The sequence below is a fragment of the Pseudomonas mandelii genome (assembly GCF_002251635.1).
Lineage (GTDB): Bacteria > Pseudomonadota > Gammaproteobacteria > Pseudomonadales > Pseudomonadaceae > Aquipseudomonas > Aquipseudomonas mandelii_B.
The window spans coordinates 1-25529 of sequence record NZ_NMOJ01000088.1 but is presented as its reverse complement, the minus strand read 5'-3'; the positions used below and the strand labels follow the sequence as shown (position 1 = coordinate 25529).

General features: G+C 59.3%; 26 protein-coding genes. 17 read left to right on the top strand and 9 right to left on the bottom strand.

Annotation, left to right across the window (positions count from 1 at the left end; all coding sequences use genetic code 11):
• Positions 1-49: 49 nt before the first annotated feature.
• From B7L09_RS12585 to hisC, 10 genes are all read left to right on the top strand, one after another.
• Positions 50-859, top strand: a complete 810-nt coding sequence (locus B7L09_RS12585; RefSeq protein ID WP_094469096.1) for an ATP-binding cassette domain-containing protein — start codon at positions 50-52, stop codon at positions 857-859.
• Positions 859-1656 carry a lipid asymmetry maintenance ABC transporter permease subunit MlaE gene (mlaE, locus tag B7L09_RS12580; RefSeq protein ID WP_094469095.1) on the top strand — a complete coding sequence of 266 codons (798 nt, stop codon included), beginning with the start codon at positions 859-861 and terminating at the stop codon, positions 1654-1656. The genes B7L09_RS12585 and mlaE overlap by 1 nt, the downstream gene beginning before the upstream one ends.
• Complete coding sequence (mlaD, locus tag B7L09_RS12575; protein WP_094469094.1) at positions 1656-2123, top strand: outer membrane lipid asymmetry maintenance protein MlaD; 468 nt, start codon at positions 1656-1658, stop codon at positions 2121-2123. The genes mlaE and mlaD overlap by 1 nt, the downstream gene beginning before the upstream one ends.
• An 11-nt stretch (positions 2124-2134) precedes the next feature.
• Entirely contained in the window at positions 2135-2788 is a 654-nt protein-coding gene (locus B7L09_RS12570; protein WP_094469093.1) for an MlaC/ttg2D family ABC transporter substrate-binding protein, read from the top strand.
• On the top strand, positions 2785-3090 hold the full coding sequence (locus B7L09_RS12565; protein ID WP_010463303.1) for an STAS domain-containing protein: 306 nt from the start codon (positions 2785-2787) through the stop codon (positions 3088-3090). The genes B7L09_RS12570 and B7L09_RS12565 overlap by 4 nt, the downstream gene beginning before the upstream one ends.
• A gap of 114 nt (positions 3091-3204) precedes the next feature.
• Positions 3205-3444, top strand: coding sequence for a BolA family protein (locus B7L09_RS12560; protein ID WP_008434291.1), 240 nt, complete (start codon positions 3205-3207; stop codon positions 3442-3444).
• Between the two features lie 23 nt (positions 3445-3467).
• Positions 3468-4733 (top strand): UDP-N-acetylglucosamine 1-carboxyvinyltransferase, encoded by a 1266-nt coding sequence (gene murA / locus B7L09_RS12555; protein WP_094469092.1) that lies wholly within the window; start codon positions 3468-3470, stop codon positions 4731-4733.
• A gap of 129 nt (positions 4734-4862) precedes the next feature.
• Positions 4863-5498, top strand: coding sequence for an ATP phosphoribosyltransferase (hisG, locus tag B7L09_RS12550; protein WP_007901570.1), 636 nt, complete (start codon positions 4863-4865; stop codon positions 5496-5498).
• 126 nt (positions 5499-5624) lie between these two features.
• On the top strand, positions 5625-6950 hold the full coding sequence (gene hisD, locus B7L09_RS12545) for a histidinol dehydrogenase (protein ID WP_094469091.1): 1326 nt from the start codon (positions 5625-5627) through the stop codon (positions 6948-6950).
• A gap of 2 nt (positions 6951-6952) precedes the next feature.
• Positions 6953-8005, top strand: a complete 1053-nt coding sequence (gene hisC, locus B7L09_RS12540; protein WP_094469090.1) for a histidinol-phosphate transaminase — start codon at positions 6953-6955, stop codon at positions 8003-8005.
• Between the two features lie 61 nt (positions 8006-8066).
• On the opposite strand, the gene B7L09_RS12535 is transcribed toward hisC, so the two are convergent.
• The 4 genes from B7L09_RS12535 to algW form a co-directional block, all read right to left on the bottom strand.
• The gene (locus tag B7L09_RS12535) at positions 8067-8474 is read right to left on the bottom strand and encodes a hypothetical protein (protein ID WP_094469089.1); all 408 of its coding nucleotides are present in this window, start codon (positions 8472-8474) and stop codon (positions 8067-8069) included.
• Between the two features lie 285 nt (positions 8475-8759).
• Positions 8760-9488, bottom strand: a complete 729-nt coding sequence (locus tag B7L09_RS12530; RefSeq protein WP_094469088.1) for a DUF4198 domain-containing protein — start codon at positions 9486-9488, stop codon at positions 8760-8762.
• Positions 9489-9500: 12 nt separating this feature from the next.
• Positions 9501-11606, bottom strand: a complete 2106-nt coding sequence (locus B7L09_RS12525; protein WP_094469087.1) for a TonB-dependent siderophore receptor — start codon at positions 11604-11606, stop codon at positions 9501-9503.
• Positions 11607-11692: 86 nt separating this feature from the next.
• A complete protein-coding gene (gene algW / locus B7L09_RS12520; RefSeq protein WP_094469086.1) occupies positions 11693-12853 on the bottom strand; it encodes a Do family serine endopeptidase AlgW in 1161 nt (386 codons plus the stop codon).
• A 102-nt stretch (positions 12854-12955) separates the two neighbouring features.
• On the opposite strand from algW, the gene B7L09_RS12515 reads away from it, so the two are divergent.
• The 4 genes from B7L09_RS12515 (at position 12956) to cysN (ending at position 17284) form a co-directional block, all read left to right on the top strand.
• Positions 12956-13714 (top strand): Nif3-like dinuclear metal center hexameric protein, encoded by a 759-nt coding sequence (locus tag B7L09_RS12515; protein WP_094469085.1) that lies wholly within the window; start codon positions 12956-12958, stop codon positions 13712-13714.
• A 254-nt stretch (positions 13715-13968) separates the two neighbouring features.
• Positions 13969-14886, top strand: a complete 918-nt coding sequence (cysD, locus tag B7L09_RS12505) for a sulfate adenylyltransferase subunit CysD (RefSeq protein WP_094469083.1) — start codon at positions 13969-13971, stop codon at positions 14884-14886.
• A gap of 104 nt (positions 14887-14990) precedes the next feature.
• Positions 14991-15332 (top strand): four helix bundle protein, encoded by a 342-nt coding sequence (locus B7L09_RS12500; RefSeq protein ID WP_010463279.1) that lies wholly within the window; start codon positions 14991-14993, stop codon positions 15330-15332.
• 53 nt (positions 15333-15385) lie between these two features.
• The gene (gene cysN, locus B7L09_RS12495) at positions 15386-17284 is read left to right on the top strand and encodes a sulfate adenylyltransferase subunit CysN (RefSeq protein WP_094469082.1); all 1899 of its coding nucleotides are present in this window, start codon (positions 15386-15388) and stop codon (positions 17282-17284) included.
• Between the two features lie 183 nt (positions 17285-17467).
• Here cysN and yihG read toward each other — a convergent pair whose 3' ends face one another.
• The 3 genes from yihG to B7L09_RS12480 all read right to left on the bottom strand — a co-directional run bounded on the left by yihG (position 17468) and on the right by B7L09_RS12480 (position 20869).
• Complete coding sequence (gene yihG / locus B7L09_RS12490; RefSeq protein ID WP_094469081.1) at positions 17468-18370, bottom strand: 1-acylglycerol-3-phosphate O-acyltransferase, YihG family; 903 nt, start codon at positions 18368-18370, stop codon at positions 17468-17470.
• A complete protein-coding gene (gene pta / locus B7L09_RS12485; protein ID WP_094469080.1) occupies positions 18371-20470 on the bottom strand; it encodes a phosphate acetyltransferase in 2100 nt (699 codons plus the stop codon).
• A 60-nt stretch (positions 20471-20530) separates the two neighbouring features.
• Entirely contained in the window at positions 20531-20869 is a 339-nt protein-coding gene (locus B7L09_RS12480) for a DUF3565 domain-containing protein (protein WP_094469150.1), read from the bottom strand.
• Here B7L09_RS12480 and B7L09_RS12475 point away from each other — a divergent pair.
• From B7L09_RS12475 to B7L09_RS12465, 3 genes are all read left to right on the top strand, one after another.
• The gene (locus B7L09_RS12475) at positions 20838-21323 is read left to right on the top strand and encodes an FKBP-type peptidyl-prolyl cis-trans isomerase (protein WP_094469079.1); all 486 of its coding nucleotides are present in this window, start codon (positions 20838-20840) and stop codon (positions 21321-21323) included. The genes B7L09_RS12480 and B7L09_RS12475 overlap by 32 nt on opposite strands.
• 122 nt (positions 21324-21445) lie before the next feature.
• Positions 21446-21928, top strand: a complete 483-nt coding sequence (locus B7L09_RS12470) for a glutathione peroxidase (protein ID WP_094469078.1) — start codon at positions 21446-21448, stop codon at positions 21926-21928.
• Positions 21929-22113: 185 nt separating this feature from the next.
• Positions 22114-23217, top strand: coding sequence for an NADH:flavin oxidoreductase (locus B7L09_RS12465; RefSeq protein ID WP_094469077.1), 1104 nt, complete (start codon positions 22114-22116; stop codon positions 23215-23217).
• 117 nt (positions 23218-23334) lie between these two features.
• On the opposite strand, the gene B7L09_RS12460 is transcribed toward B7L09_RS12465, so the two are convergent.
• Both B7L09_RS12460 and cysZ read right to left on the bottom strand, forming a co-directional pair.
• Entirely contained in the window at positions 23335-24534 is a 1200-nt protein-coding gene (locus B7L09_RS12460; RefSeq protein WP_094469076.1) for a glycosyltransferase family 4 protein, read from the bottom strand.
• A 40-nt stretch (positions 24535-24574) separates the two neighbouring features.
• Complete coding sequence (gene cysZ, locus B7L09_RS12455) at positions 24575-25327, bottom strand: sulfate transporter CysZ (RefSeq protein ID WP_094469075.1); 753 nt, start codon at positions 25325-25327, stop codon at positions 24575-24577.
• Positions 25328-25529: the final 202 nt, after the last annotated feature.

Sequence of the window (25529 nt, the reverse complement as noted above, 5' to 3'; positions counted from 1 at the left end):
GTCAGAGAGCCAGGCGTCCGAGTGTGAGGCTGCATCGCAAGGAGTTTAGATGAGTGCCGATAACGCCTACGCGGTCGAGCTGAAGGGCCTTACCTTCAAGCGCGGGACGCGCAGCATCTTCAATAACGTCGATATTCGCATTCCCCGCGGCAAGGTCACGGGCATCATGGGGCCTTCCGGTTGCGGCAAGACCACNCTGTTGCGCCTGATGGGCATGCAATTGCGTCCCAGCGCCGGCGAAGTGTGGGTCAACGGCCAGAACCTGCCGACATTGTCGCGCAGTGATCTGTTCGATGCGCGCAAGCACATGGGGGTGCTGTTCCAGAGCGGCGCACTGTTCACCGACCTCGACGTGTTCGAAAACGTGGCGTTTCCGCTGCGGGTCCACACTCAGCTGCCGGAAGAAATGATCCGTGACATCGTCCTGCTCAAATTGCAGGCCGTGGGGTTGCGTGGGGCCATCGACCTGATGCCTGACGAGTTGTCCGGTGGCATGAAGCGCCGTGTCGCGCTGGCGCGAGCCATCGCCCTCGATCCGCAGATCCTTATGTATGACGAGCCTTTCGTGGGCCAGGACCCGATCGCCATGGGCGTGCTGGTGCGCCTGATTCGCCTGCTCAACGATGCGTTGGGGATTACCAGTATCGTGGTATCGCACGACTTGGCCGAAACCGCNAGCATCGCCGACTACATTTATGTGGTGGGCGACGGCCAGGTCTTGGGGCAGGGTACTCCCGAGGAGCTGATGAACTCGCAGGAACCGCGTATTCGTCAATTCATGACCGGCGATCCCGACGGTCCGGTCGCCTACCACTTTCCAGCGACGGATTACCGCGCAGATCTTCTGGGGAAGCGTTGATGCGCAAGATTTCACTGTTGGAACGCGTGCGTCGATTCGGCCACGGCGGCATCGATGTGCTGGCGGTGTTCGGTCGTTCGGCGATTTTCCTGTTTCATGCGTTGCTCGGTCGCGGCGGCATTGGTGGCGGCTTTGGCCTGCTGCTAAAGCAACTGCACTCAGTAGGCGTGATGTCCCTGGTGATCATCGTGGTTTCCGGGATTTTCATCGGCATGGTGCTGGCACTGCAGGGGTTCAATATCCTCTCCAGCTACGGTTCGGAGCAAGCTGTGGGGCAGATGGTCGCCCTGACGCTGTTGCGCGAACTGGGCCCGGTGGTCACCGCCTTGCTGTTTGCCGGTCGCGCGGGTTCCGCGTTGACTGCCGAAATCGGCAACATGAAGTCCACCGAGCAGTTGTCCAGCCTGGAAATGATCGGCGTGGACCCGCTCAAGTACATTGTTGCCCCGCGCCTGTGGGCCGGCTTCATTTCCCTGCCACTGCTGGCGATGATTTTCAGCGTGGTGGGCATCTGGGGCGGTTCGTGGGTGGCNGTNGACTGGNTGGGCGTCTATGACGGCTCTTACTGGGGCAACATGCAAAACAGCGTGACCTTCAGCGGCGACGTGCTCAACGGCATCATAAAGAGCATCGTCTTCGCCTTTGTAGTGACCTGGATCGCCGTATTCCAAGGCTATGACTGTGAGCCCACTTCAGAAGGGATCAGTCGCGCCACCACCAAGACCGTTGTGTACGCCTCGCTGGCGGTACTNGGCCTTGACTTCATTTTGACCGCCTTGATGTTTGGAGATTTCTGATGCAAAACCGCACTGTGGAAATCGGTGTCGGCCTTTTCTTGCTGGCTGGCATCCTGGCTTTGCTGTTGCTAGCGTTGCGGGTCAGTGGCCTGTCCCCAAGTGCCACCACCGATACTTATAAACTTTACGCGTACTTCGATAATATTGCCGGTTTGACTGTCAGAGCTAAAGTGACCATGGCCGGTGTAACCATCGGCAAGGTCACGGCGATCGATCTGGACCGCGACAGTTTCACCGGTCGAGTGACGATGCAGCTGGAAAAGCGTGTAGATAACCTGCCGACTGACTCCACTGCATCTATTCTCACTGCGGGTCTGCTGGGCGAGAAGTACATCGGTGTCAGCGTGGGCGGGGAAACAGCCCTGCTCAAGGATGGTGGAACCATTCACGACACCCAGTCGTCGCTGGTGCTCGAGGACCTGATCGGTAAATTCCTGCTCAATACNGTTAGNAAAGACGCCAAATGAGGAATCTNTNCATGATCTCTACCTTGCGACGTGGCCTGTTGGTATTACTCGCGGCCCTGCCGTTGATGGCTAACGCCGTGGCGGCGCCTTCCGCGCATGATCTTGTACAGGACACCACCACTCGGATGCTGGCCGATCTTTCGGCCAACAAAGAGAAGTACAAGCAGGATCCGCAAGACTTTTACACGGCGCTGAACACCATCGTCGGACCTGTGGTGGATGCCGAAGGCATCTCTAAAAGCATCATGACGGTCAAATACTCGCGCAAAGCCACGCCGGCGCAGATGAAGACTTTTGAAGAAAACTTCAAAAGGGGCCTGTTCCAGTTTTATGGCAACGCCCTGCTGGAGTACAACAATCAAGGTATTACCGTCGCCCCAGCCNNGGATGAGTCGGGCGACCGCACCAGCGTTGGCATGACGGTCAAAGGCTCTAACGGTACGATCTATCCCGTGTCGTACACACTTGAGAAGATCAGTGGCGAGTGGAAACTGCGNAACGTGATCATCAACGGTATCAACATCGGCAAGCTGTTCCGCGATCAGTTCGCCGACGCCATGCAGCGCAATGGCAACAACCTGGACAAGACCATCAATGGTTGGGCCGGTGAAGTCGCGAAGGCCAAGGAAAAAACCGCCGACGCCACCGAGAAGTCTGCCCAATGAGTGTGTCGGCCATTCGCATGAGCGAAACCGGCGAGCTGCGACTGAGTGGCATGCTGGATTACCGCACCGGCCCTGGCCTGCGCAAGCAGGGGCAGGCGTTGATCAAATCCAGCAAGGCCGCCGAACTGGTGGTTGATTGTTCGGCAGTGTTGAAGTCCAGCAGCGTAGGCTTGTCCCTGCTGCTGTGCTTCATGCGCGATGCAGAGGCGGCCGGCAAGGCGCTGAGCATCCGCGGGATGCCAGAAGACATGCGTGAAATCGCTCAGGTCAGCGAATTGACCGAGCTGTTGGCGCATCCCTAANNCACATTATTAAAGAAGCCCCCCGTCAGAGTCCTGCTATGCGGGGTTCGCAGGCGCGGGGCTTTTTTGTATGATGTGCGACCCGTGCGCACTGGGCGCCGATAGAGGTTGAGCATGCAGGCCCTAGAAGTTAAAAGCTTCCTTGAAGGAAAGCTGCCGGAAACGAACGTAGAAGTTGAAGGCGAAGGCTGCAATTTCCAGCTGAACGTGATTAGCGATGAACTGGCGGCACTGAGCCCGGTCAAGCGTCAACAGCAGATCTATGCCCATTTAAACCCGTGGATCACCGATGGCAGCATTCACGCGGTCACTATGAAATTTTTCAGCCGCGCGGCCTGGGCCGAGCGCACCTGAGCCCCCAAGGCGTCGAGATTCTTATGGATAAATTGATTATTACCGGCGGTGCCCGNCTTGATGGCGAAATCCGCATCTCCGGGGCGAAAAACTCNGCCCTGCCGATCCTGGCNGCAACCCTGCTGTGCGACGGCCCGGTGACTGTGGCCAACCTGCCGCACCTGCACGACATCACCACCATGATCGAGCTGTTCGGTCGCATGGGCATTGAGCCTGTGATTGACGAGAAACTCAGCGTCGAAATCGACCCGCGCACCATCAAAACCCTGATCGCTCCGTACGAATTGGTGAAAACCATGCGTGCGTCGATCCTGGTACTGGGCCCGATGGTTGCGCGCTTCGGTGAAGCTGAAGTGGCACTGCCTGGCGGTTGCGCCATCGGTTCGCGTCCGGTCGACCTGCACATTCGTGGCCTTGAGGCCATGGGTGCAACCATCGACGTTGAAGGCGGCTACATCAAGGCCAAGGCGCCGGAAGGCGGCCTGCGCGGTGCCAACTTCTTCTTCGACACCGTCAGCGTGACCGGTACTGAAAACATCATGATGGCCGCCGCTCTGGCCAAGGGCCGCAGCGTGTTGCAGAACGCCGCTCGCGAACCTGAAGTGGTCGACCTGGCCAACTTCCTGATCGCCATGGGTGCCAACATCACTGGCGCCGGCACCGACACCATCACCATCGACGGTGTTAAACGCCTGCATCCGGCCACCTACAAAGTGATGCCTGATCGCATCGAGACCGGTACCTACCTGGTTGCCGCTGCCGTTACCGGTGGTCGCGTCAAGGTCAAGGACACTGATCCGACCATCCTGGAAGCGGTCCTGGAAAAGCTGCGTGAGGCCGGAGCAGAAATCACCACCGGCGAAGACTGGATCGAGCTGAACATGCACGGCAAGCGGCCCAAAGCGGTCAACGTGCGTACCGCTCCGTACCCGGCGTTCCCGACCGACATGCAGGCGCAGTTCATTTCCTTGAACGCGATTGCCGAAGGCACCGGTGCCGTGATCGAGACCATCTTCGAAAACCGCTTCATGCACGTGTATGAACTGCATCGCATGGGCGCCAAGATCCAGGTCGAAGGCAACACTGCCATCGTTACCGGTACCGAAAAGCTGAAAGGCGCGCCAGTGATGGCCACCGACCTGCGTGCTTCGGCCAGCCTGGTCATCTCGGCGCTGATCGCCGACGGCGACACCCTCATCGACCGCATCTACCACATAGACCGTGGTTACGAGTGCATCGAAGAAAAGCTGCAGATGCTCGGCGCCAAGATCCGCCGCGTACCGGGCTAGTTTCTGCTGCATGGGCGCAGGGACGCGCCCGTTGAATTTGTTTCAAGTCGAGCCAGTTTCTGGCTCGATGTGTGTCCGGCGCCGTTTGCGACCGGGCATCAATAGCCTGATGAAGGACTGACGTTTCCCATGTTGACCATCGCACTGTCCAAGGGCCGCATCCTTGACGACACTTTGCCGCTTCTGGCTGAAGCCGGCATCGTGCCGACCGAGAATCCGGACAAGAGCCGCAAGCTGATCATCCCCACGACCCAGGCCGACGTGCGCCTGCTGATCGTGCGCGCCACCGATGTGCCGACCTACGTCGAGCATGGTGCCGCGGACCTGGGCGTCGCCGGTAAAGATGTGTTGATGGAATACGGTGGCCAAGGTCTGTATGAACCGCTGGACCTGAGAATTGCCCTCTGCAAGCTGATGACCGCCGGCCGTGTCGGCGACGTCGAGCCCAAGGGCCGCCTGCGCGTGGCGACCAAGTTCGTCAACGTCGCCAAGCGCTACTACGCAGAACAAGGCCGTCAGGTCGACATCATCAAGCTCTACGGCTCGATGGAGCTGGCGCCGCTGATCGGCCTGGCCGACAAGATTATCGACGTGGTCGACACCGGCAACACGCTGCGTGCCAACGGTCTTGAGCCTCAGGATTTCATTGCCGACATCAGCTCTCGCCTGATCGTCAACAAAGCTTCGATGAAAATGCAACACGCCCGTATCCAGGCGTTGATCGACACCCTGCGCAAGGCAGTGGAGTCTCGACACCGCGGTTGACTCACCTGCGCGGCCTTGGGTCGCGCCCGTCTATCCGCCTCATAGCCAGAATTCTCAGGTGCCCAAGCGGAAACGACTGCTAAGTTAGGGCGCCTGAGTTTTTGCCATTCCTATGAGGCTCTCGCTATGACCGCACCGACTGCAATTNCCCGACTCAACGCTGCCGACCCGGATTTCGCCTATCATCTGGATCATCTGCTGAGCTGGGAAAGCGTGTCCGACGACTCGGTCAACGTGCGAGTGCTCGACATCATCAAGGCCGTGCGCGAGCGCGGTGATGCGGCGCTGGTGGACTTCACTCGCCAGTTCGACGGCCTCGACGTCGCGTCCATGGCGGACCTGATCTTGCCGCGTGAACGCCTGGAACTGGCCCTGACCCGGATCACCGTGCCTCAGCGTGAAGCGTTGGAAAAAGCCGCGGCCCGCGTGCGCAGCTACCACGAAAAACAGAAGCAGGATTCCTGGAGCTACACCGAAGCCGACGGCACGGTGCTGGGCCAGAAGGTCACGCCGCTGGATCGCGCCGGCCTGTACGTCCCGGGCGGCAAGGCGTCGTATCCATCCTCGGTGTTGATGAACGCGATTCCGGCCAANGTGGCNGGCGTGACCGAAGTGGTCATGGTCGTGCCGACCCCGCGCGGTGAAATCAACGAGCTGGTACTGGCGGCAGCCTGCATCGCCGGCGTTGACCGCGTGTTCACCATCGGTGGTGCTCAAGCCGTTGCGGCGCTGGCCTACGGTACCGAAAGCGTGCCGAAGGTCGACAAAGTGGTCGGTCCCGGCAACATCTACGTGGCCACCGCCAAGCGCCACGTATTTGGCCAGGTCGGTATCGACATGATCGCAGGCCCCTCGGAAATCCTGGTGGTGTGTGACGGCCAGACCGACCCGGACTGGATCGCCATGGACCTGTTTTCTCAGGCCGAGCACGATGAAGACGCCCAGGCGATCCTGGTCAGCCCCGACGCCGAGTTCCTCGACAAGGTCGCCGCCAGCATCAACAAGCTGCTGCCGACCATGGAACGCGCCGAGATCATCGANAAGTCGATCAATGGGCGTGGCGCGCTGATCCTGGTGCGTGACATGGAGCAGGCCATCGAAGTGGCCAACCGCATTGCGCCGGAGCACTTGGAGTTGTCCGTCGCCGATCCGCAAGCCTGGCTGCCGCTGATCCGTCACGCCGGCGCGATCTTCATGGGCCGTCACACCTCCGAAGCCTTGGGCGATTACTGTGCAGGCCCGAACCACGTGCTGCCGACTTCCGGCACTGCGCGCTTCTCGTCGCCGCTGGGGGTCTATGACTTCCAGAAGCGCTCGTCGATCATCTTCTGCTCGCCACAAGGTGCATCCGAGCTGGGCAAGACCGCCTCGGTGCTGGCCCGTGGCGAGTCGTTGACTGCCCACGCCCGCAGCGCCGAATACCGCATCGTTGATGAGCAAAAGGGGAACTGAACATGAGTAAATTCTGGAGCCCGTTCGTCAAGGATCTGGTGCCTTACGTGCCGGGCGAGCAGCCGAAACTGGCGAAACTGGTGAAGCTCAACACCAACGAAAATCCTTACGGCCCATCGCCAAAAGCGCTGGCGGCGATGCAGACCGAACTCAACGACAATCTGCGTCTGTACCCGGACCCGAATAGCGATCTGCTGAAAAACGCTGTGGCTACTTATTACGGCGTGCGGGCCAATCAGGTGTTCCTCGGTAACGGCTCGGACGAAGTCCTGGCGCACATTTTCCACGGTCTGTTCCAGCACGACCTGCCGCTGCTGTTTCCGGATATCAGCTACAGCTTTTATCCGGTTTACTGCGGATTGTATGGCATCAAGTTCGACGCGGTGCCGCTGGACGAACAGTTCCAGATTCGTGTTGCCGACTACGCCAGGCCTAACGGCGGGATCATCTTCCCCAACCCGAACGCGCCGACTGGCTGCGTGCTGGCACTGGATGCGGTGGAACAGATCCTCAAGGCCAGCCCGGATTCGGTGGTGGTGGTCGATGAGGCCTATATCGACTTCGGTGGCGAAACGGCCATCAGCCTGGTGGATCGCTATCCGAACCTGCTGGTGACCCAGACCCTGTCCAAATCGCGCTCACTGGCCGGTTTGCGCGTGGGCCTGGCGGTGGGCCACCCGGACCTGATCGAGGCGCTGGAGCGGGTCAAGAACAGCTTCAACTCCTATCCGTTGGATCGGCTGGCGATTGTTGGTGCGGCGGCGGCGTTCGAGGATCGCGAGTACTTCGACAAGACCTGCCAGTTGGTCATCGAGCATCGTGAGTGGGTGGTTGCGCAACTCGAAGCGAAGGGCTTTGAGGTGTTGCCATCGGCGGCGAACTTCATTTTTGCGCGTCATCCAAAGCACGACGCGGCCGGGCTGGCAGCGAAGTTGCGTGAGCAGGGCGTGATTGTGCGGCACTTCAAGCAGGAGCGGATTGCCCAGTTCCTGCGGATCAGCATCGGTACGCCGGAGCAGAACCAGGCGCTGATTGATGGCCTTGGCGAGCTTTAACATCCGCTGAAAGCAAATGTGGGAGGGGGCTTGCTCCCGATGGCGGAGTGTCAGTCGACATCTAATTGACTGATTTACCGTCATCGGGAGCAAGCCCCCTCCCACATTGCGGCGATGAATCATCTGTGATGAACTCAAATTCACCTTTGGCCTTTGTCATGCCTTCAGTGAACGTCACTGTTATCGAACCGGTTTTAACATGGTGGCTGTTCGTACCGTCAAAGAGAACCCACTTAGGATCGTTCTCGTTGAAATCATCTGGGTATTTTTTTGTTACTTTTTGATTGTCGACGATTCCAGTCGGAAATCCGATAAAAATTGAAAGCGTGTTTTTTGTCCCGCGGATATATCCAGCAGGTTTTTCCCCCGCAAACTTGTGAAGTTTAACTTCGGCCGCACTAAAGTGAGGGTCAACACTGATTGTTGCACTAAAAGTACCTGAGTCCTTTTGAGATTTTTGTGTGGCCATGAATAAAGCTCCCTTCGGTCAAATTAAGAGTGGAAGACAAAAGTGTCATTCCTTCTGCGGTATTAACGTTAACGACGGGAGCTTTCGAAAGCGGATATCCATCGGCACGCCGGAGCAGAATCAGGCACTGATCGACGGCCTCGGCGAACTCTGATCCAGCGCTGATCCCGTAGGAGCGAGGCTTGCCCGCGAAGAGCGATGACACGGTTTACCTGTTACGCCGAGTTATCGTTCTTCGCGGGCAAGTCGGACCGCCGCACCGCACGTTCCCACAGGGTTTATGGGTTACTCGTGATGCGGTTCACCGAGGAACGTCAGCGAGCTGAACACCCCGCGCGTCGCCACATCCGGATTGTCCTTCAGCACAATCTCCATCTGCGCTGAAATCACATTCAACCCTTCATTGCGCACCACCACCTGCGCGCGTCCATCCTTATCCGTCTCGGTGCTCAACGTATTCGGCGCACTGCGATAGTCACCCGTCAACTTCACCCCCGCCGCCGGTTTCCCATCCAGTAGCACCCGCACTGGCAGCAACTTGCCCGGTCCGACCGTTAGCGGATCAACCTCTGGCAGAATCAGCAGTTTCATCTGATCAAGTTTCGGCAACTTTGCTCCGGGCTGATAAATCGCCAGGCTGTATTTGAAGGTCTGCGTCGACTCGATAGCCCCCGGCACTTTGCTGCGTCCTTCGTTGATCCATTTTTTGTCCGCCGTCTGCGACCACATCCCNTTGTCCAGCGCCACCGCCATCACGGCGGGCGGCTTCAACGGTTGCAGACGTGCGTGATCGGCCAGGCGCTGTACGGTCACCGGGATCAGTTTGCCGCTGGCGTCATAGGCCCAGGCGCCGCTGATTTTTTGTGCCTTGAAGGCGTTGTCTTCGGCGCCGTGGCCGTAAATCACTTCGATGTTGCCGCGACGTTGTTCGGTCCAGAGACCATGGGCCGACACCTGGCCGGTAAACAACAGGCCGAGCAGCAGGCTGAGCAGTGCGGGTTTGAGGTGTTGCATGGGAACTTCCTTTTACAGATTGAGTGTGAGGCTGACGGTGAAATTGCGCGGCTCGCCGGGGTTGACCCAGTAATTGCTGTACGAGCGCTCGTAGTACTTTTCGTCGAATAGGTTGTTGAGGTTCAGGCCCACGGTGACGTTGTCACTGGCCTTGTAATGGGCGAGCAGGTCGACGGTGTGGTAGGCGGGCAGTTTGAAATCGCTGCCGGATTCGCCTGAGCGATCGCCGACGTAAGTGAACGCCGCGCCGACGTCGGAACCGCGCAAACGGCCATCCTGAAACTCATAAACGCCCAGCAGACTGCCACTGCGCTTGGCGACGCCGAGGATTCGGCTGCCGGTGGGAATTACCTTGTCGCCCTCGGTGACCTCGGCGTCGATGTAGGCGAAGGCACCGATCACCCGCACGGCGTCGGTCACTTGCCCGGTGAGTTGCAGGTCGAAACCCTGGCTGCGGGCCTTGCCCATGGCGCGGTTAAGGTCGGTGGCCGGGTCGAGTGCGAGGACGTTTTCCTTTTCGATATGGAACGCGGCGAGGGTGGCACTCAGGCGGTCGTCGAACAGCTCGCTCTTGATGCCGACTTCATAACCCANNCCTTCTTCCGGGTCGAAGGATTGGCCGCCCGCGTCCAGGCCGTTGTTCGGCTTGAACGAGGTGGAGGCGTTGGCGAACAGCCCGACTTCGGGTGTCAGCTGATAAAGCAGACCGGCCCGTTGGGTCAAGGCGTCGTGACTCTGGCGGCTGGTGGCACCGCGGCTGTGATCGTCGATGCTTTGCTCGAAGTGTTCGAAGCGGGCACCGAGCATGCCGCGCAGTTTGTCGGTGAAGACAATCTGGTCCTGCAGGTTCAGCGCCCGGCTTTCGACGTGTTCAAAAAGGTCGGTGCCGGAGCGCTTGCCGTTGGGTTTCGGCTGACCGTAGACGGGCTGATAAATGTCGATGGCGTAGGGGCCGCCGGCAATGGTCGTCACNCGTTCCTTCTTGCGGTAGTCCTCGTATTCGGTGCCGATCAGCAGTTCGTGCTGCCAACTGCCGATGTCGAAAAGGCCGCGCAGTTCCAGCTGGGTGATGCTGTCGTGCCAGTTGGTATCGCGCTCGCGATAACGTCGATTCACTGTGTGACCGTCGGCATTCAGCGGACGACTTTCGGACGCGAAGCCCCAGAGTTTGCCTTCCTTGTAATGGCTGGCCAGGCGCAGCTTCCAGCTGTCATTGAGATGATGTTCGAGCGAGGCTTGCAGCAGATTGTTGTGGTTGTCGATGTTGCCGTCATTGGGTTCGCCAAGGAACATCGAACGGGAAACGCCACTCCATTTGTTGTTCGGCGTGACAATGCCGCGATCGAACGTGGAGCTGTGACGGACGAATTCGCTTTCCACCANCAGGCTGGTATCCGGGTCCAACTGCCAGCTGAAAGAGGGCGCGACGAACACGCGCCTGGCGTCTACGTGATCGCGGAAGCTGTGGCNGTCTTCGACGGCCAGGTTGATTCGCGACAGCACGTTGGCGTCGTCATCCAGCGGCGTGTTGACNTCGAGTGCTGTGCGATAACGGTCCCAACTGCCGGCGCTGGTTTGCACGGTGGTGAAGGCTTCGGGCTGGGGTTTCTTGGTGACGATGTTCACCGTGCCGCCCGGATCGCCGCGCCCGTAGAGACTGGCGGCGGGTCCTTTGAGCACTTCGATGCGCTCGATGTTGGCGACGTCCGGGGTGCTCGGGTAACCCCGGTTGGCGCTGAAGCCATCCTTGTAGAACTCCGAGGTGGTAAAGCCGCGCACGCTGTATTCGTAGAGCGTCAGGCCGCCAAAGTTGTTTTGCTTGGACACACCGCCGGCAAATTCCAGGGCGCGTTCCACATCGGTGCTGCCCAGGTCATTGAGCACACTGACGGGAATCACGCTGATGGATTGCGGGATGTCGCGGATCGCGGTATCGGTTTTGGTCGCGCTGGAAGACCGCGTGGCGCGGTAGCCCTGGACCGGGCCGGTAGGCGATTCGTAGTCGGAGGTGACGCTGATGGCGTCCAGTTCGAGGGTGCCGGGCTCTTCGGCGAAGACCGGGTCCCCCAGCAGGCCGAGGGCAAGACTTGCCACAGAAGCCATTGTTCGAGACGACATGTTATGTTGTTCCAATTGAGATATTGAAACAATATAACATGCCTAATGAGAATGTCTGCTGTTAGCCCGAGATCCTCGGGCCAGGGTCAGTTTTCTTCTTTCTCTTTAACCGGCGCCGGTGGCGGACGCAGGCCGATCTCAGCCGTTAGCTTCAGCTCTTTGCCGTTGCGCATCACCTGAATGGTGACCTTGTCGGTCGGTTTGATCCGTGCGACCTGGTTCATCGAACGACGACCATCGCCGGCCGGTTCGCCGTCGATGCTGAGGATCACGTCCCCCAGTTGCAGGCCGGCCTTCTGCGCCGGACCGTCACGGAAAATCCCTGCGACCACAATACCCGGGCGCCCCGACAGACCAAACGACTCGGCCAATTCCTTGGTCAACGGCTGCACTTCGATCCCCAGCCAACCGCGAATCACCTGGCCGTGTTCGATGATCGACTTCATCACTTCCATTGCCAGCTTCACCGGGATCGCAAAACCGATGCCTTGGGAGCCACCCGATTTCGAGAAGATCGCGGTGTTGATGCCGGTCAGGTTGCCATTGGCATCTACCAGTGCNCCGCCGGAGTTGCCNGGGTTGATGGCNGCGTCGGTCTGGATGAAATCTTCGTAGTTGTTCAGGCCCAACTGGTTACGACCGGTGGCGCTGATGATGCCCATGGTCACGGTCTGGCCGACGCCGAACGGGTTGCCGATGGCCAACGCGACGTCACCGATGCGGATGTTGTCGGAGCGACCGACGGTGATCGANGGCAGGCTTTTGAGGTCGATCTTCAGCACGGCGAGGTCGGTTTCCGGGTCGCTGCCGACCACGCGGGCCAGGGTTTCGCGGCCGTCGCGCAGGGCCACGACAATCTGGTCGGCGCCGGTGGTCACGTGGTTGTTGGTGAGGATGTAGCCTTCCGGGCTCATGATCACGCCGGAACCGAGGCTGGACTCCATGCGCTTCTGCTTGGGCGAGTTGTCGCCGAAGAAGCGGCGGAACTGCGGGTCTTCGAACAAGGGATGGTTCGGTTTGTTGATGACTTTGGTGGTGTACAGGTTCACCACCGACGGCGCGGCGGTGGTGACCGCGTCGGCATAGGACACCGGACCTTGCTGCATCGTGGTGGTTTGCGGGGCTTGCTGCAGGTTGACGTCGAGGCTCGGAAGCCCGACCCACTGCGGGTAACGCTGGATGATCAACAGAGCGATAAGCACGCCGGCCAACAGCGGCCAGCCGGAAAAACGCAGCGCCTTGAGCATTAAGCACGTCCTGAGAGGTTGCAGGCGGCGGGAGAGCGCCCATAATGTCGCGCATTATACGAGGCTGCGAGCGCCTCGGAACGGGATATTTAGGAGTCTTTTATGGCCGTCNCCTTGAGCACCCTGGTCGAAGAAGCCGACCGTTATCTGAACAGTGCCAGGATTGCCGATTACTGCCCCAACGGCTTGCAGGTCGAAGGTCGGCCGCAGGTGATGCGCATCGTCAGCGGCGTCACGGCAAGCCAAGCGTTGCTGGACGCCGCGGTCGAAGCCCAGGCTGATCTGGTGCTGGTGCATCACGGCTATTTCTGGAAAGGCGAGAATCCGTGCATCACCGGTATGAAGCAGCGTAGGTTGAAAACCCTGCTCAAGCACGACATCAGCCTGCTGTCCTATCACTTGCCGCTGGATCTGCATCCGGACGTCGGCAACAACGTGCAGCTGGCGCGTCAGCTCGACATCACGGTCGAAGGCCCGCTGGATCCGGACAACCTTAAGGTTGTCGGCCTGGTCGGCTCGTTGAGCGAACCGATGACGCCCCGCGATTTCGCTCGCCGGGTGCAGGAAGTCATGGGCCGCGAGCCGCTGCTGATCGAAGGCAGCGAGATGATCCGCCGTGTNGGCTGGTGCACCGGTGGCGGCCAGGGTTATATCGATCAGGCCGTGTTGGCCGGGGTCGATCTGTACCTCAGCGGCGAGGCCTCCGAGCAGACCTTCCACAGTGCGCGGGAAAACGACATCAGCTTTATTGCAGCCGGGCACCACGCCACTGAGCGCTACGGGGTGCAGGCGTTGGGTGATTACCTGGCCCGGCGTTTTGCCCTGGAGCACATCTTTATCGATTGCCCGAATCCGATCTGATCAACACCGCAAACCAACTGTGGGAGCGAGCCTTCAGCGCCCAAACGAGGGGGTATATTCATATGCCCGAATCCGATCTGATCAACACCGCAAACCAACTGTGGGAGCGAGCCTTCAGCGCCCAAACGAGGGGGTATATTCATATGCCCTTTCGATCTAGCTGGCGTCCTGATTAGAAGANGNTGCTGTGCTAGCATGCCCCGCTCGAACACGGCCCGCTGGCCGTCCATAAGATCGTTTTTCCGTGAGTAGCCATGGTCGACAAACTGACGCATCTGAAACAGCTGGAGGCGGAAAGCATCCACATCATCCGCGAGGTCGCCGCCGAGTTCGACAACCCGGTGATGCTTTACTCGATCGGTAAAGACTCCGCCGTGATGCTGCATCTGGCACGCAAGGCCTTCTTTCCGGGCAAACTGCCGTTCCCGGTGATGCACGTCGACACCCGCTGGAAATTCCAGGAGATGTACAAGTTCCGCGACAAGATGGTCGAAGAGCTGGGCCTGGACCTGATCACCCACATCAACCCGGATGGGGTTGCGCAGGGCATCAACCCGTTCACCCACGGCAGCGCCAAGCACACCGATATCATGAAAACCGAAGGCCTCAAGCAGGCGTTGGACAAGCATGGTTTCGACGCAGCTTTCGGCGGTGCCCGTCGTGATGAAGAGAAATCCCGCGCCAAAGAGCGCGTGTACTCGTTCCGCGACAGCAAACACCGCTGGGACCCGAAAAACCAGCGCCCGGAGCTGTGGAACGTTTACAACGGCAACGTCAACAAGGGTGAGTCGATCCGTGTGTTCCCGCTGTCCAACTGGACCGAGCTGGACATCTGGCAGTACATCTACCTGGAAGGCATCCCGATTGTGCCGCTGTACTTNGCCGCCGAACGCGACGTCATCGAGATGAATGGCACCTGGATCATGATTGACGACGAACGCCTGCTCAATCACCTGAGCGACGAAGACAAGGCGCGCATCGTCAAGAAGAAAGTCCGTTTCCGCACACTGGGTGACTACCCGNTGACGGGCGCGGTGGAGTCCGAAGCCGAGACGCTGACCGACATCATTCAGGAAATGCTCCTGACGCGAACTTCCGAGCGCCAGGGCCGGGTCATCGACCACGATGGCGCAGGCTCGATGGAAGATAAAAAACGGCAGGGTTATTTCTAAGGGGCTGTCACCAATGTCGCATCAATTTTGATCAGCGAGGACATCCAATTTCGTAGTTTGGTGCTTGTGGCCGGTTGCTGCGAGCCGTTATCGGATGACTCGCAATGGATTTCGAGAAGCTGATTGTCTGGCAGAGAAGTAAGTGTTTGGCGGTAAGGATCTACAGGGAGTTTGCGAGATGTGGGGATTTTGGCTTCAAGGATCAAATTACCCGCTCCGCACTATCGGTGCCTTCCAATATTGCTGAAGGGATGGAGCGTTGTGGTGCCAAGGAAAAAGTACATTTTCTTTGGGTGGCAAAAGCCTCGTGTGGTGAGTTGCGCACTCAGATCCTCATCGGCCGTGATATTGCCTACATTACTGATCCTCTGGCTGACGATTGGATTAAAGAAACCCGCGAGCTTTCAAGAATGCTATGCGGCTTGATCAACAAAATTTCTGAGTAGGCGCAGGCTCGATGGAAGAAAAGAAACGTCAGGGTTATTTCTAAGGGGCTCCAATGTCGCATCAATCTGATTTGATCAGCGAGGACATTCTCGCCTACCTGGGCCAGCACGAGCGCAAGGAAATGTTGCGCTTCCTGACCTGCGGCAACGTCGACGACGGCAAGAGCACCCTGATCGGGCGCCTGCTGCACGACTCCAAGATGATCTACGAAGATCACCTGGAAGCCATCACCCGCGACTCGAAGAAGTCCGGCACCACCGGTGACGATATCGACCTGGCTTTGCTGGTCGATGGCCTGCAGGCCGAGCGTGAGCAGGGCATCACCATTGATGTTGCCTACCGCTACTTCTCCACCGCCAAACGCAAATTCATCATCGCCGACACCCCNGGCCATGAGCAGTACACCCGCAACATGGCCACTGGTGCCTCCACCTGTGACCTGGCGATCATCCTGATTGATGCCCGCTACGGTGTGCAGACCCAGACCCGTCGCCACAGCTTTATTGCCTCGTTGCTGGGTATCAAGCACATCGTGGTGGCCGTCAACAAGATGGACATCAATGGTTTTGACCAAAGCATCTTCGAGCAGATCAAGGCTGATTACCTGAAGTTCGCCGACGGCATCGCATTCAAGCCGAGCACCATGGCATTCGTGCCGATGTCCGCGCTCAAAGGCGATAACGTGGTGAACAAGAGTGAGCGTTCGCCCTGGTACACCGGCCAGTCGCTGATGGAGATTCTCGAAACCGTCGAGATCGCCAACGACCGCAACTACACCGACCTGCGTTTCCCGGTGCAGTACGTCAACCGTCCGAACCTGAACTTCCGTGGTTTCGCCGGCACCCTGGCCAGCGGCATCGTGCACAAGGGTGACGAAGTCGTGGTGCTGCCGTCGGGCAAGAGCAGCCGCGTCAAATCCATCGTCACCTTCGACGGTGAGCTGGAACACGCAGGTCCAGGTCAAGCGGTCACGCTGACCATGGAAGACGAGATCGACATNTCTCGCGGCGACCTGCTGGTTCATGCCGACAACGTGCCGCAAGTGACCGACGCCTTCGACGCCATGCTGGTGTGGATGGCCGAAGAACCGATGCTGCCGGGCAAGAAGTACGACATCAAGCGCGCCACCAGCTACGTGCCGGGTTCTATCACCAGCATCGTGAATCGTGTTGACGTGAACACCCTGGAAGAAGGTCCGGCCAGCTCGTTGAACCTGAACGAGATCGGTCGNGTCAAGGTCAGCCTCGACGCCGCCATCGCGCTGGACGGCTACGACAGCAACCGCACCACCGGTGCGTTTATCGTCATCGATCGGTTGACCAACGGCACCGTTGCCGCCGGCATGATCATTGCTCAGCCGTTGGCGCATGGCAGCAGCACGCACCACGGCAAACTGGCGCACGTGGCCACCGAAGAACGCGCCCAGCGCTTCGGCCAGCAGCCGGCTACCGTGCTGTTCAGCGGCCTGTCGGGCGCGGGCAAGAGCACCTTGGCCTATGCGGTTGAGCGCAAGCTGTTTGACTTGGGTCGTGCGGTGTTTGTCCTCGATGGTCAGAACCTGCGTCACGACCTGAACAAAGGTCTGCCGCAGGATCGCGCCGGGCGTACCGAGAACTGGCGTCGTGCCGCACACGTTGCGCGTCAGTTCAACGAAGCTGGTCTGTTGACCTTGGCAGCGTTTGTTGCGCCAAGTGCTGAAGGTCGTGAGCAGGCGCGGGAACTGATCGGCAAGGAGCGTCTGCTGACGGTCTACGTNCAGGCCTCGCCGTTGGTGTGCGCCGAGCGTGATCCGCAAGGCCTGTACGCTGCCGGTGGGGATAACATCCCTGGCGAGTCCTTCCCGTATGACGTGCCGTTGAATGCCGACCTGGTCATCGACACCCAGGCACTGTCGCTGGAAGAAAGCGTCAAGCAAGTGCTGGATCTGCTGCGCAAGCGCGGCGCGATCTAAGCGCTAGTCGCTCCAATAAAAAACCCGCAGACAAGTGATTGTCTGCGGGTTTTTTGTTGCCTTGAAATCGCCATCGCTGGCAAGCCAGCTCCCACAGGATTCGAGTCGTACGCGGTAGATGTGTCCACCATAAAAACCTGTGGGAGCGGGCTTGCCAGCGATGAGGCCGGTACAGGCGCCTGATTACTTCGCCGGATACTCCCGATGCAATTGCTCCAGCAGTGCATCCTTGTCTAACCAAAGCTGATTGATCCAACCCTGAAACTGCAACCGATACTCCCCGTCCTGGTCGTAGTTCTTGCCAATGAACTGCGGCGGAATCTTCAGCTCCTGAAAATGCAACACTACATCCTTCACATTCCCGCACAGCAAATCCCAGTAACCGGGACGCCCGGCCGGGTAGTGAATGGTCACGTTGACGATCGACTCAAGTTGTTCGCCCATCGCATCCAGCACAAACGCGATACCGCCAGCCTTGGGCTTGAGCAGGTAGCGAAACGGTGATTTCTGCTGCGCGTGCTTGCCCTCAGTAAAGCGCGTGCCTTCGACGAAATTGAAAATCCCCACNGGATTNTTGCGAAATTTCGCACATGTCTTGCGGGTGGTTTCCAGGTCTTTGCCTTTCTTCTCCGGATGCTTTTCCAAATAGGCCTTGGTATAGCGCTTCATGAACGGAAAGCCCAACGCCCACCACGCCAGGCCAATCACCGGCACCCAGATCAGTTCCTGCTTGAGGAAGAACTTCAGTGGCTGGATGCGACGGTTGAGCACGTACTGCAACACCATGATGTCCACCCAGCTCTGGTGGTTGCTGGTGATCAGGTACGAGTGCTTATAGTCCAGCCCTTGCAGGCCGCTGAGGTGCCAGCGGGTGCGGCAGACCAGGTTCATCCAGGCCTTGTTGTTGCTGATCCAGGCTTCATGGGTGTGGCTCATCAACCAGAGCGAGAAGCGCTGGGTGAGGGCAAAGGGCAACACCTTGATGATCGCCACGCAGAACAAAAACGAGCAAAGCAGAATGGTATTNAGCGCCAGCAGCAGCGAAGCAATTACCCCGCGCACGGCGGCAGGTAGAAAATCCAGCATTTAGATATCCATAGGTCGGTTGGCGGCTTGAATCGCAGTCAGGGCGATGGTGTACACGATGTCGTCGACCTGGGCGCCGCGCGGCAGGTCGTTTACCGGCTTGCGCAGGCCTTGCAGCATGGGCCCCAGGCTCACGCAATCGGCACTGCGTTGCACGGCTTTGTGCGTGGTATTGCCGGTGTTCAGGTCGGGGAACACAAACACCGTGGCTTTGCCGGCGACCTGGCTGTTGGGCGCCAACTGCCGGGCGACGGTTTCGTTGGCGGCGGCGTCGTATTGCAAGGGGCCGTCGATCAGTAGCGAGTTCTGCTGTTCGTGGGCGAGCAGCGTCGCTTCGCGAACCTTTTCGACTTCTTCGCCGCTGGCCGATTCACCGCTGGAGTAGCTGATCATCGCCACACGCGGGGTGATGCCGAATGCGGCTGCCGAGTCGGCGCTTTGCAGAGCGATCTCGGCCAGTTCGCTGGCGCTCGGGTGTGGGTTCATCACGCAGTCGCCATACACCAGCACCTGCTCGGGGAACAACATGAAGAACACCGACGACACCAAGGTGCAGCCCGGCGCCGTTTTAATCAGCTGCAGGGCAGGGCGGATGGTGTTGGCGGTGGAGTGGATAACCCCGGAGACGAGGCCGTCGACTTCATCCAGCGCCAGCATCATGGTGCCGATCACTACGGTGTCTTCCAGTTGTTGCTCGGCCATCGGGGCGTTGAGGCTTTTGCTTTTGCGCAGCGCAACCATCGGCTCGACGTAGCGCTCGCGAATCAGGTCCGGGTCAAGGATCTCCAGCCCCGGCGGCAGCTCGATGCCCTGGGCGCGGGCGACGGCCTCCACATCTTCCGGTTTGGCCAGCAGCACGCAACGGGCAATGCCCCGGGCCTGGCAGATGGCGGCGGCTTGTACGGTCAACGGCTCGCTGCCTTCGGGCAGCACGATGCGTTTGTTGGCCGCCTGGGCGCGCTGGATCAACTGATAGCGGAACACCGCGGGCGACAGGCGCATTTCACGCGGGGTGCCGCAACGCTGGTGCAGCCAGTTGGCATCCAGATGACTGGCAACGAAATCGGTGATGATCTCCGCACGTTCGCGGTCATCAATCGGGATTTCCTTGTTCAGGCTGTTGAGCTGGTTGGCGGTGTCGTAGGAGCCGGTGCTCACCGACAACACCGGCAGCCCGGCCTGGAAAGCGCCGCGGCACAGATCCATGATGCGTGGGTCGGGCAGGGTGTCGCTGGTCAGCAGCAAGCCGGCCAGGGGCACACCGTTGATCGCGGCCAGGCTGACGGCGAGGATGATGTCGTCGCGGTCTCCGGGGGTAACCACCAATACGCCGGGCTTGAGCAGTTCAACGGTGTTACGCATGGTGCGGGCGCAGATGATGATCTTGGTCATGCGCCGGCTTTCATAGTCGCCGGCGTTGAGAATCTGCGCGCCCATCAGGTCGGCTACGTCGCGGGTGCGCGGCGCATTGAGTTCGGGCTGGTAGGGAATGCAGCCGAGCAAGCGGAAATCACCGCTGCGCAGCAACGGCGAATGCTCCTTCAAGCGCGAAGCGAAGGCCTCCATGCTTTCATCGGTCTTGACCTTATTGAGGATCACGCCGAGGACTTTCGGGTCTTTCGGGCCGCCGAACAATTGCGCCTGCAATTCCACCCGGCCAGANAGTTCGGTGAGCACTTCGTTTTCCGGCGCCGAGACCAGGATCACTTCTGCGTCGAGGCTCTTGGCCAGGTGCAGGTTGACCCGCGCNGCATAGCTGGCGCTGCGGGTCGGCACCATGCCCTCAACGATCAGCACGTCCTTGCCCACAGCGGCTTGCTGATAAAGGGTGATGATTTCTTCGAGCAGCTCATCCAGCTGACCGTCGCCGAGCATGCGCTCGACGTGGGCCAGACCGAGCGGCTGCGGCGGTTTCAAACCGTGAGTGCGGGCCACCAGTTCAGTGGAACGTTCAGGCCCGGTGTCACCCGGGTGCGGCTGGGCAATCGGTTTGAAAAAGCCGACTTTGAGGCCGGCGCGCTCAAGGGTACGCACCAGCCCAAGGCTGATGGAGGTCAGACCCACACCAAAATCGGTGGGCGCGATAAAAAAAGTTTGCATGCGGATTCTCTAAGGGTGCATGGCAATGGCGATCATCTATATCTGACGATCTACCGAAATTCAGTCGCCAAGGTTATCGCTAACCGAGCCTTGTGCGCACCAACCGCAATCAAAGGGCTGGCCTATTTTTTCAATACGTTGCGCGGGGTCCAGGACCCAGGCGCGCGATTGCCACGGTGGCTGGTGACGCAGGTGCTGGGTGTGGCCGCAGGAAAGCTCGGCCACCCAATGCCCGTCCTCATCCTGATGGAAACCGGTGACCGTCGAGTCTTTCGCCGCGATCCGTCTGTCCGGGTTGTGTTCGCTTTCGGACGATTGCTTCGCTAAACTTGGCCTTTCTTCATTCTTATGCAAAAGGTCTCGCCCCATGCTGATCGCCGCTAACAAGGCTGTCTCCATCGACTATACCCTGACCAACGACGCTGGTGAGGTCATCGACAGCTCCGCCGGCGGCGCGCCGCTGGTCTACCTGCAAGGCGCAGGTAACATCATCCCGGGCCTGGAGAAGGCTCTGGAAGGCAAGAACGTCGGTGACGAACTGACTGTCGCCGTAGAACCTGAAGATGCTTACGGCGAATACTCCGCCGAACTGGTCAGCACCCTGAGCCGCAGCATGTTCGAAGGCGTCGACGAGCTGGAAGTGGGCATGCAGTTCCACGCTTCCGCGCCGGATGGCCAAATGCAGATCGTCACCATCCGCGATCTGGACGGCGACGACGTGACTGTCGACGGCAACCACCCGTTGGCCGGTCAGCGCCTGAATTTCCAGGTCAAGATCATCGACATCCGTGACGCCAGCCAGGAAGAAGTCGCTCATGGTCACGTCCATGGCGAAGGTGGCCATCACCACTGATTTTCTGCGCTAAGCTCAGAGAACTGGAGAGGCGCCCGAGGGCGCCTTTTTAGTCCGCGGCTGTCCCTGGCGACAACGCCAAGTGGCTGTTTCGAGTAGAACACGGGAATCTGGAGTTCGTCATGAGTGCTTTTCACGACCTTAAATTGACAGCNTTAGACGGACAAGACCTGCCGCTGGCGCCCTACAAAGGGCAGGTTGTGCTGGTAGTCAACGTCGCCTCCAAATGTGGCTTGACCCCGCAATACGCGGCGCTGGAAAACCTCTACCAGCAGTACAAAGGCCAGGGTTTTACCGTGCTTGGCTTGCCGTGCAACCAGTTTGCCGGGCAGGAACCGGGCACCGAGCAAGAGATCCAGGAATTCTGCAGCCTCAACTATGGCGTGACCTTTCCGTTGTCCAGCAAGCTGGAAGTCAACGGTCACGATCGTCATCAGCTGTACCGTCTGTTGGCGGGCGAGGGCGCGGAGTTTCCAGGGGATATCACCTGGAACTTCGAAAAATTCCTGCTGGGCAAAGACGGGCGNGTGTTGGCGCGGTTCTCGCCGCGCACAGCGCCGGATGATCCGACGGTCATCCATGCGATTGAAAAAGCGCTGAGCTGAAATCCCCCGTTCTAGGAGCCGGCTTGCTGGCGANTCCGCGGTGTTATCGAGTCCATCGCCAGCAAGCCGGCACCTACAGTACGTCTTACCTTTTAGATCTTAATCACTGCAATCAATAGTGCTGTTCAATCCATTCTTCGCTCCATATTATCGCCGTCATAAAGTCTTATCACGTGGAGCGTCCCATGCCAGTCAAAGCCCTGTTCAAACCGTTCCACCTCGGCACCCTCGAACTGCCGACCCGCGTCGTCATGGCGCCGATGACCCGTTCGTTTTCGCCGGGCGGCGTTCCCAATTCGAAAGTGATCGAGTACTACCGTCGTCGCGCCGCCGCCGGCGTAGGGCTGATCATCACCGAAGGTACTGTGGTCGGCCATCAAGCCTCCAACGGCTACCCGAACGTCCCGCATTTTTACGGTGAAGCCGCGTTGGCCGGCTGGAAGAAAGTGGTCGACGCGGTCCACGCCGAGGGCGGCAAGATCGTTCCGCAGTTGTGGCATGTGGGCAGCGTGCGCCGCATCGGCACCGAGCCAGATGCCAGCGTGCCGGGCTACGGTCCGTCGGAGAAACTGAAGGACGGTCAGGTCGTGGTTCACGGCATGACTCAACAAGATATCCAGGACGTGATCGCCGCGTTCGCCCAGGCGGCTAAAGACGCCCAAAGCATCGGCATGGACGGCGTGGAGATTCACGGCGCCCACGGTTACCTGGTCGACCAGTTCTTCTGGGAAGGCAGCAACCAGCGCACCGACGAATATGGNGGCAGCCTGGCCAACCGCTCGCGTTTCGCCATCGAATTGATTCAGGCGGTGCGTGCAGCCGTCGGCGAAGGCTTCCCGATCATCCTGCGTTTCTCTCAGTGGAAGCAGCAGGATTACACCGCACGCCTGGTGCAAACCCCTGAAGCCCTGGGTGAATTCCTCAAGCCGCTGTCTGACGCCGGTGTCGATATTTTCCACTGTTCCACCCGTCGTTTCTGGGAGCCGGAGTTCGAAGGTTCCGACCTCAACCTGGCGGGCTGGACCCGTAAGCTCACAGGCAAGCCGACCATCACNGTCGGCAGTGTCGGTCTGGATGGTGAGTTCCTGCAGTTCATGGTCAACACCGACAAGGTTGCGCAGCCGGCCAGCCTGGAGAAACTGCTGGAGCGCCTGAACAACGACGAGTTCGATCTGGTGGCGGTAGGGCGTGCGCTGCTGGTCGACCCGGACTGGGCGCAGAAAGTGCGTGATGGTCGTGAGGAAGACATCCTGCCGTTCAGCCGTGAGGCGTTGATGACGCTGGTTTAAGCGGCGACTGGTCGGGCCTTATCGCGGGCAAGCCCGCTCCCACAGTGTGGCGGGGTGTTCACCAAATTATGTGATAGCGGGCTTGCCCGCGAAGACTGACTCAATGTCACCAAAGATTCAGGGTAAGGATGCTGCACCAGGAACCCCCTGTTCCCTGACACAAGCCCCTCGCAACTGCCCCTCAAACTGCTCGATAATCGCCGCCCAGCCCTGACGACTAGCATGCTGGCGCGCATTGAGCCGCACGCAACGCAAGGTTTCGCGCTCCTCCAACAACCACGTCGCGGCATCGCAGAACGCCTCTTCGTCCCCCGGCATCGCCAACACGCCGTTGTAGCCGTGGCGAATGTGTTGAGCCGCAGCAGCCTGATCGTAGGCCACCACGCCCAATCCCGAGGCCAGCGCTTCAAGCACTACATTGCCGAAAGTTTCGGTCAAGCTCGGAAACAGAAATACATCCGCTGACGCATAGTGACTGGCCAATGCTTCGCCACGTTGTGAACCGCAGAAAATTGCGTCAGGCAGTTCCTTCTCCAAAAAACCTCGCTGCGGCCCGTCGCCGACCACGATCAACTTCAATTTGCGCTGTGGATAAGTGGCCTCCATCGCGTCAAAACAGCGCTTGAGCAAGCCAAGATTTTTCTCCTGCGCCAGGCGTCCTACGTGGATGACCGCGATGTCCTTCTCGGCGAGCCCCCACTGTTCGCGTAAGGATTGCAGGCGTTTCACCGGATGAAACAATTGGCTGTCGACCCCTCGGGACAACAACGCCAGACGCTCGAAATGACGCCGCTCCAGTTCCATTCGTTGGCTGATGCTCGGCACTAACGTCAGCGTCGAGCGATTGTGAAACCAGCGCAGGTAATGAGTCAGCAAGCGCGACAGCAAGCCGAGCCCGTACTGATTGGAATACTGCTGAAAATTGGTGTGAAANCCGCTGACCACGCTGATCCCCAGACGACGCGCTGCGCGCAACGCGGATAAACCCAGTGGCCCTTCCGTGGCGATGTACAGCACGTCCGGGCGTTGGCGTTTCCAGCGCCGCAGCAGCTTGTGCATCGACGACTGACCCCATTGCAAACCCGGATAGCCCGGCAACGGCCAGCCGCGACACAGTAACAATTCATCGCTACTGGCCGCCAGCTGATCGCAGCCCTGACGCGGCCGCACCAGTTCGACCTGATGCCCGCGCGCGCGCAAGCCATCGCACAAGCGGCCGAGGGTATTGGCCACGCCGTTGATTTCCGGTGGGAAGGTTTCGGTGATCAGGGTGATATGCAGAGCTGTCGTCATGACCCCAGTGTCGGCTGGGGGCATGTCGTCATTGTGGCGTTTCGATGATGGATTTGTGACGGTGTCAGCGTTGGGTGACCAGATTCTCTGCGCCGCGCTCACGCACCCAGAACAGGGTCGCACCCGCCACAGCCGCCGGCATCATCAGGATGTTGACCACCGGCACCAGCAGCACTAGATAGACGATGCCGCCGAAGCTCATGCTCTGCCAGCGTTTCTGGCGCAGCCAGGCGAGCATTTCGTTCCAGCCCAGCTTGTGGTTGTCCGCCGGGTAGTCGATGTACTGGATCGCCATCATCCACACGCCAAACAGCAGCCACAGCGGTGCGGCGATCAGGTTGACCACGGGAATGAACGAGAGAATGAACAACCCGATTGCCCGCGGCAGGAAGTAGCCAAGTTTGCGCATTTCACGGGACAGGGTGCGCGGGATCATGGCGATCAGTTCGCCCCAACTGAAGGGCGGGAAGTCATCGGTGCCGCGTACTACGACCTCAACCTTCTCCGCAAGAAAACCGTTGAACGGTGCGGCAATGACATTGGCGAGCATGGTGAAGGTAAAAAACACCATCAGAACCACCAGCACGACAAAAATCGGCCAGAGGACGTAATTGAGAAAACTCAGCCAGTCGGGCAGGGATGGCATCAGCGTATCGACCCACAGGCTGAATTGATGGCTGGCCAGGTAGATCAATCCGACGAACAGCACGAGGTTGATCGCCAGGGGCAACAACACGAACAAACGCAGGCTGGGGCTCAACACCAGTTTGAGGCCTTCACGCAGGTATTGCGGGCCGGAAAGAGCAGGGGCAGGCATGGAGTGCTCCGAGCAGAGGGGGAAACGCGCCGACCTTACCGGCTTTGCCTGACAGGCGAAAGCGCGGTCGAAGCATCGACATCAACTGTAACAAAGGCGTCTCTATATTCAGTGTGACGGGATAGAGACCACCTATGAGCTGGATTGTTATTCCGTATTTCCTTAATCTTGCCCCCCTCGATACGCTGCACCCATTATTTTT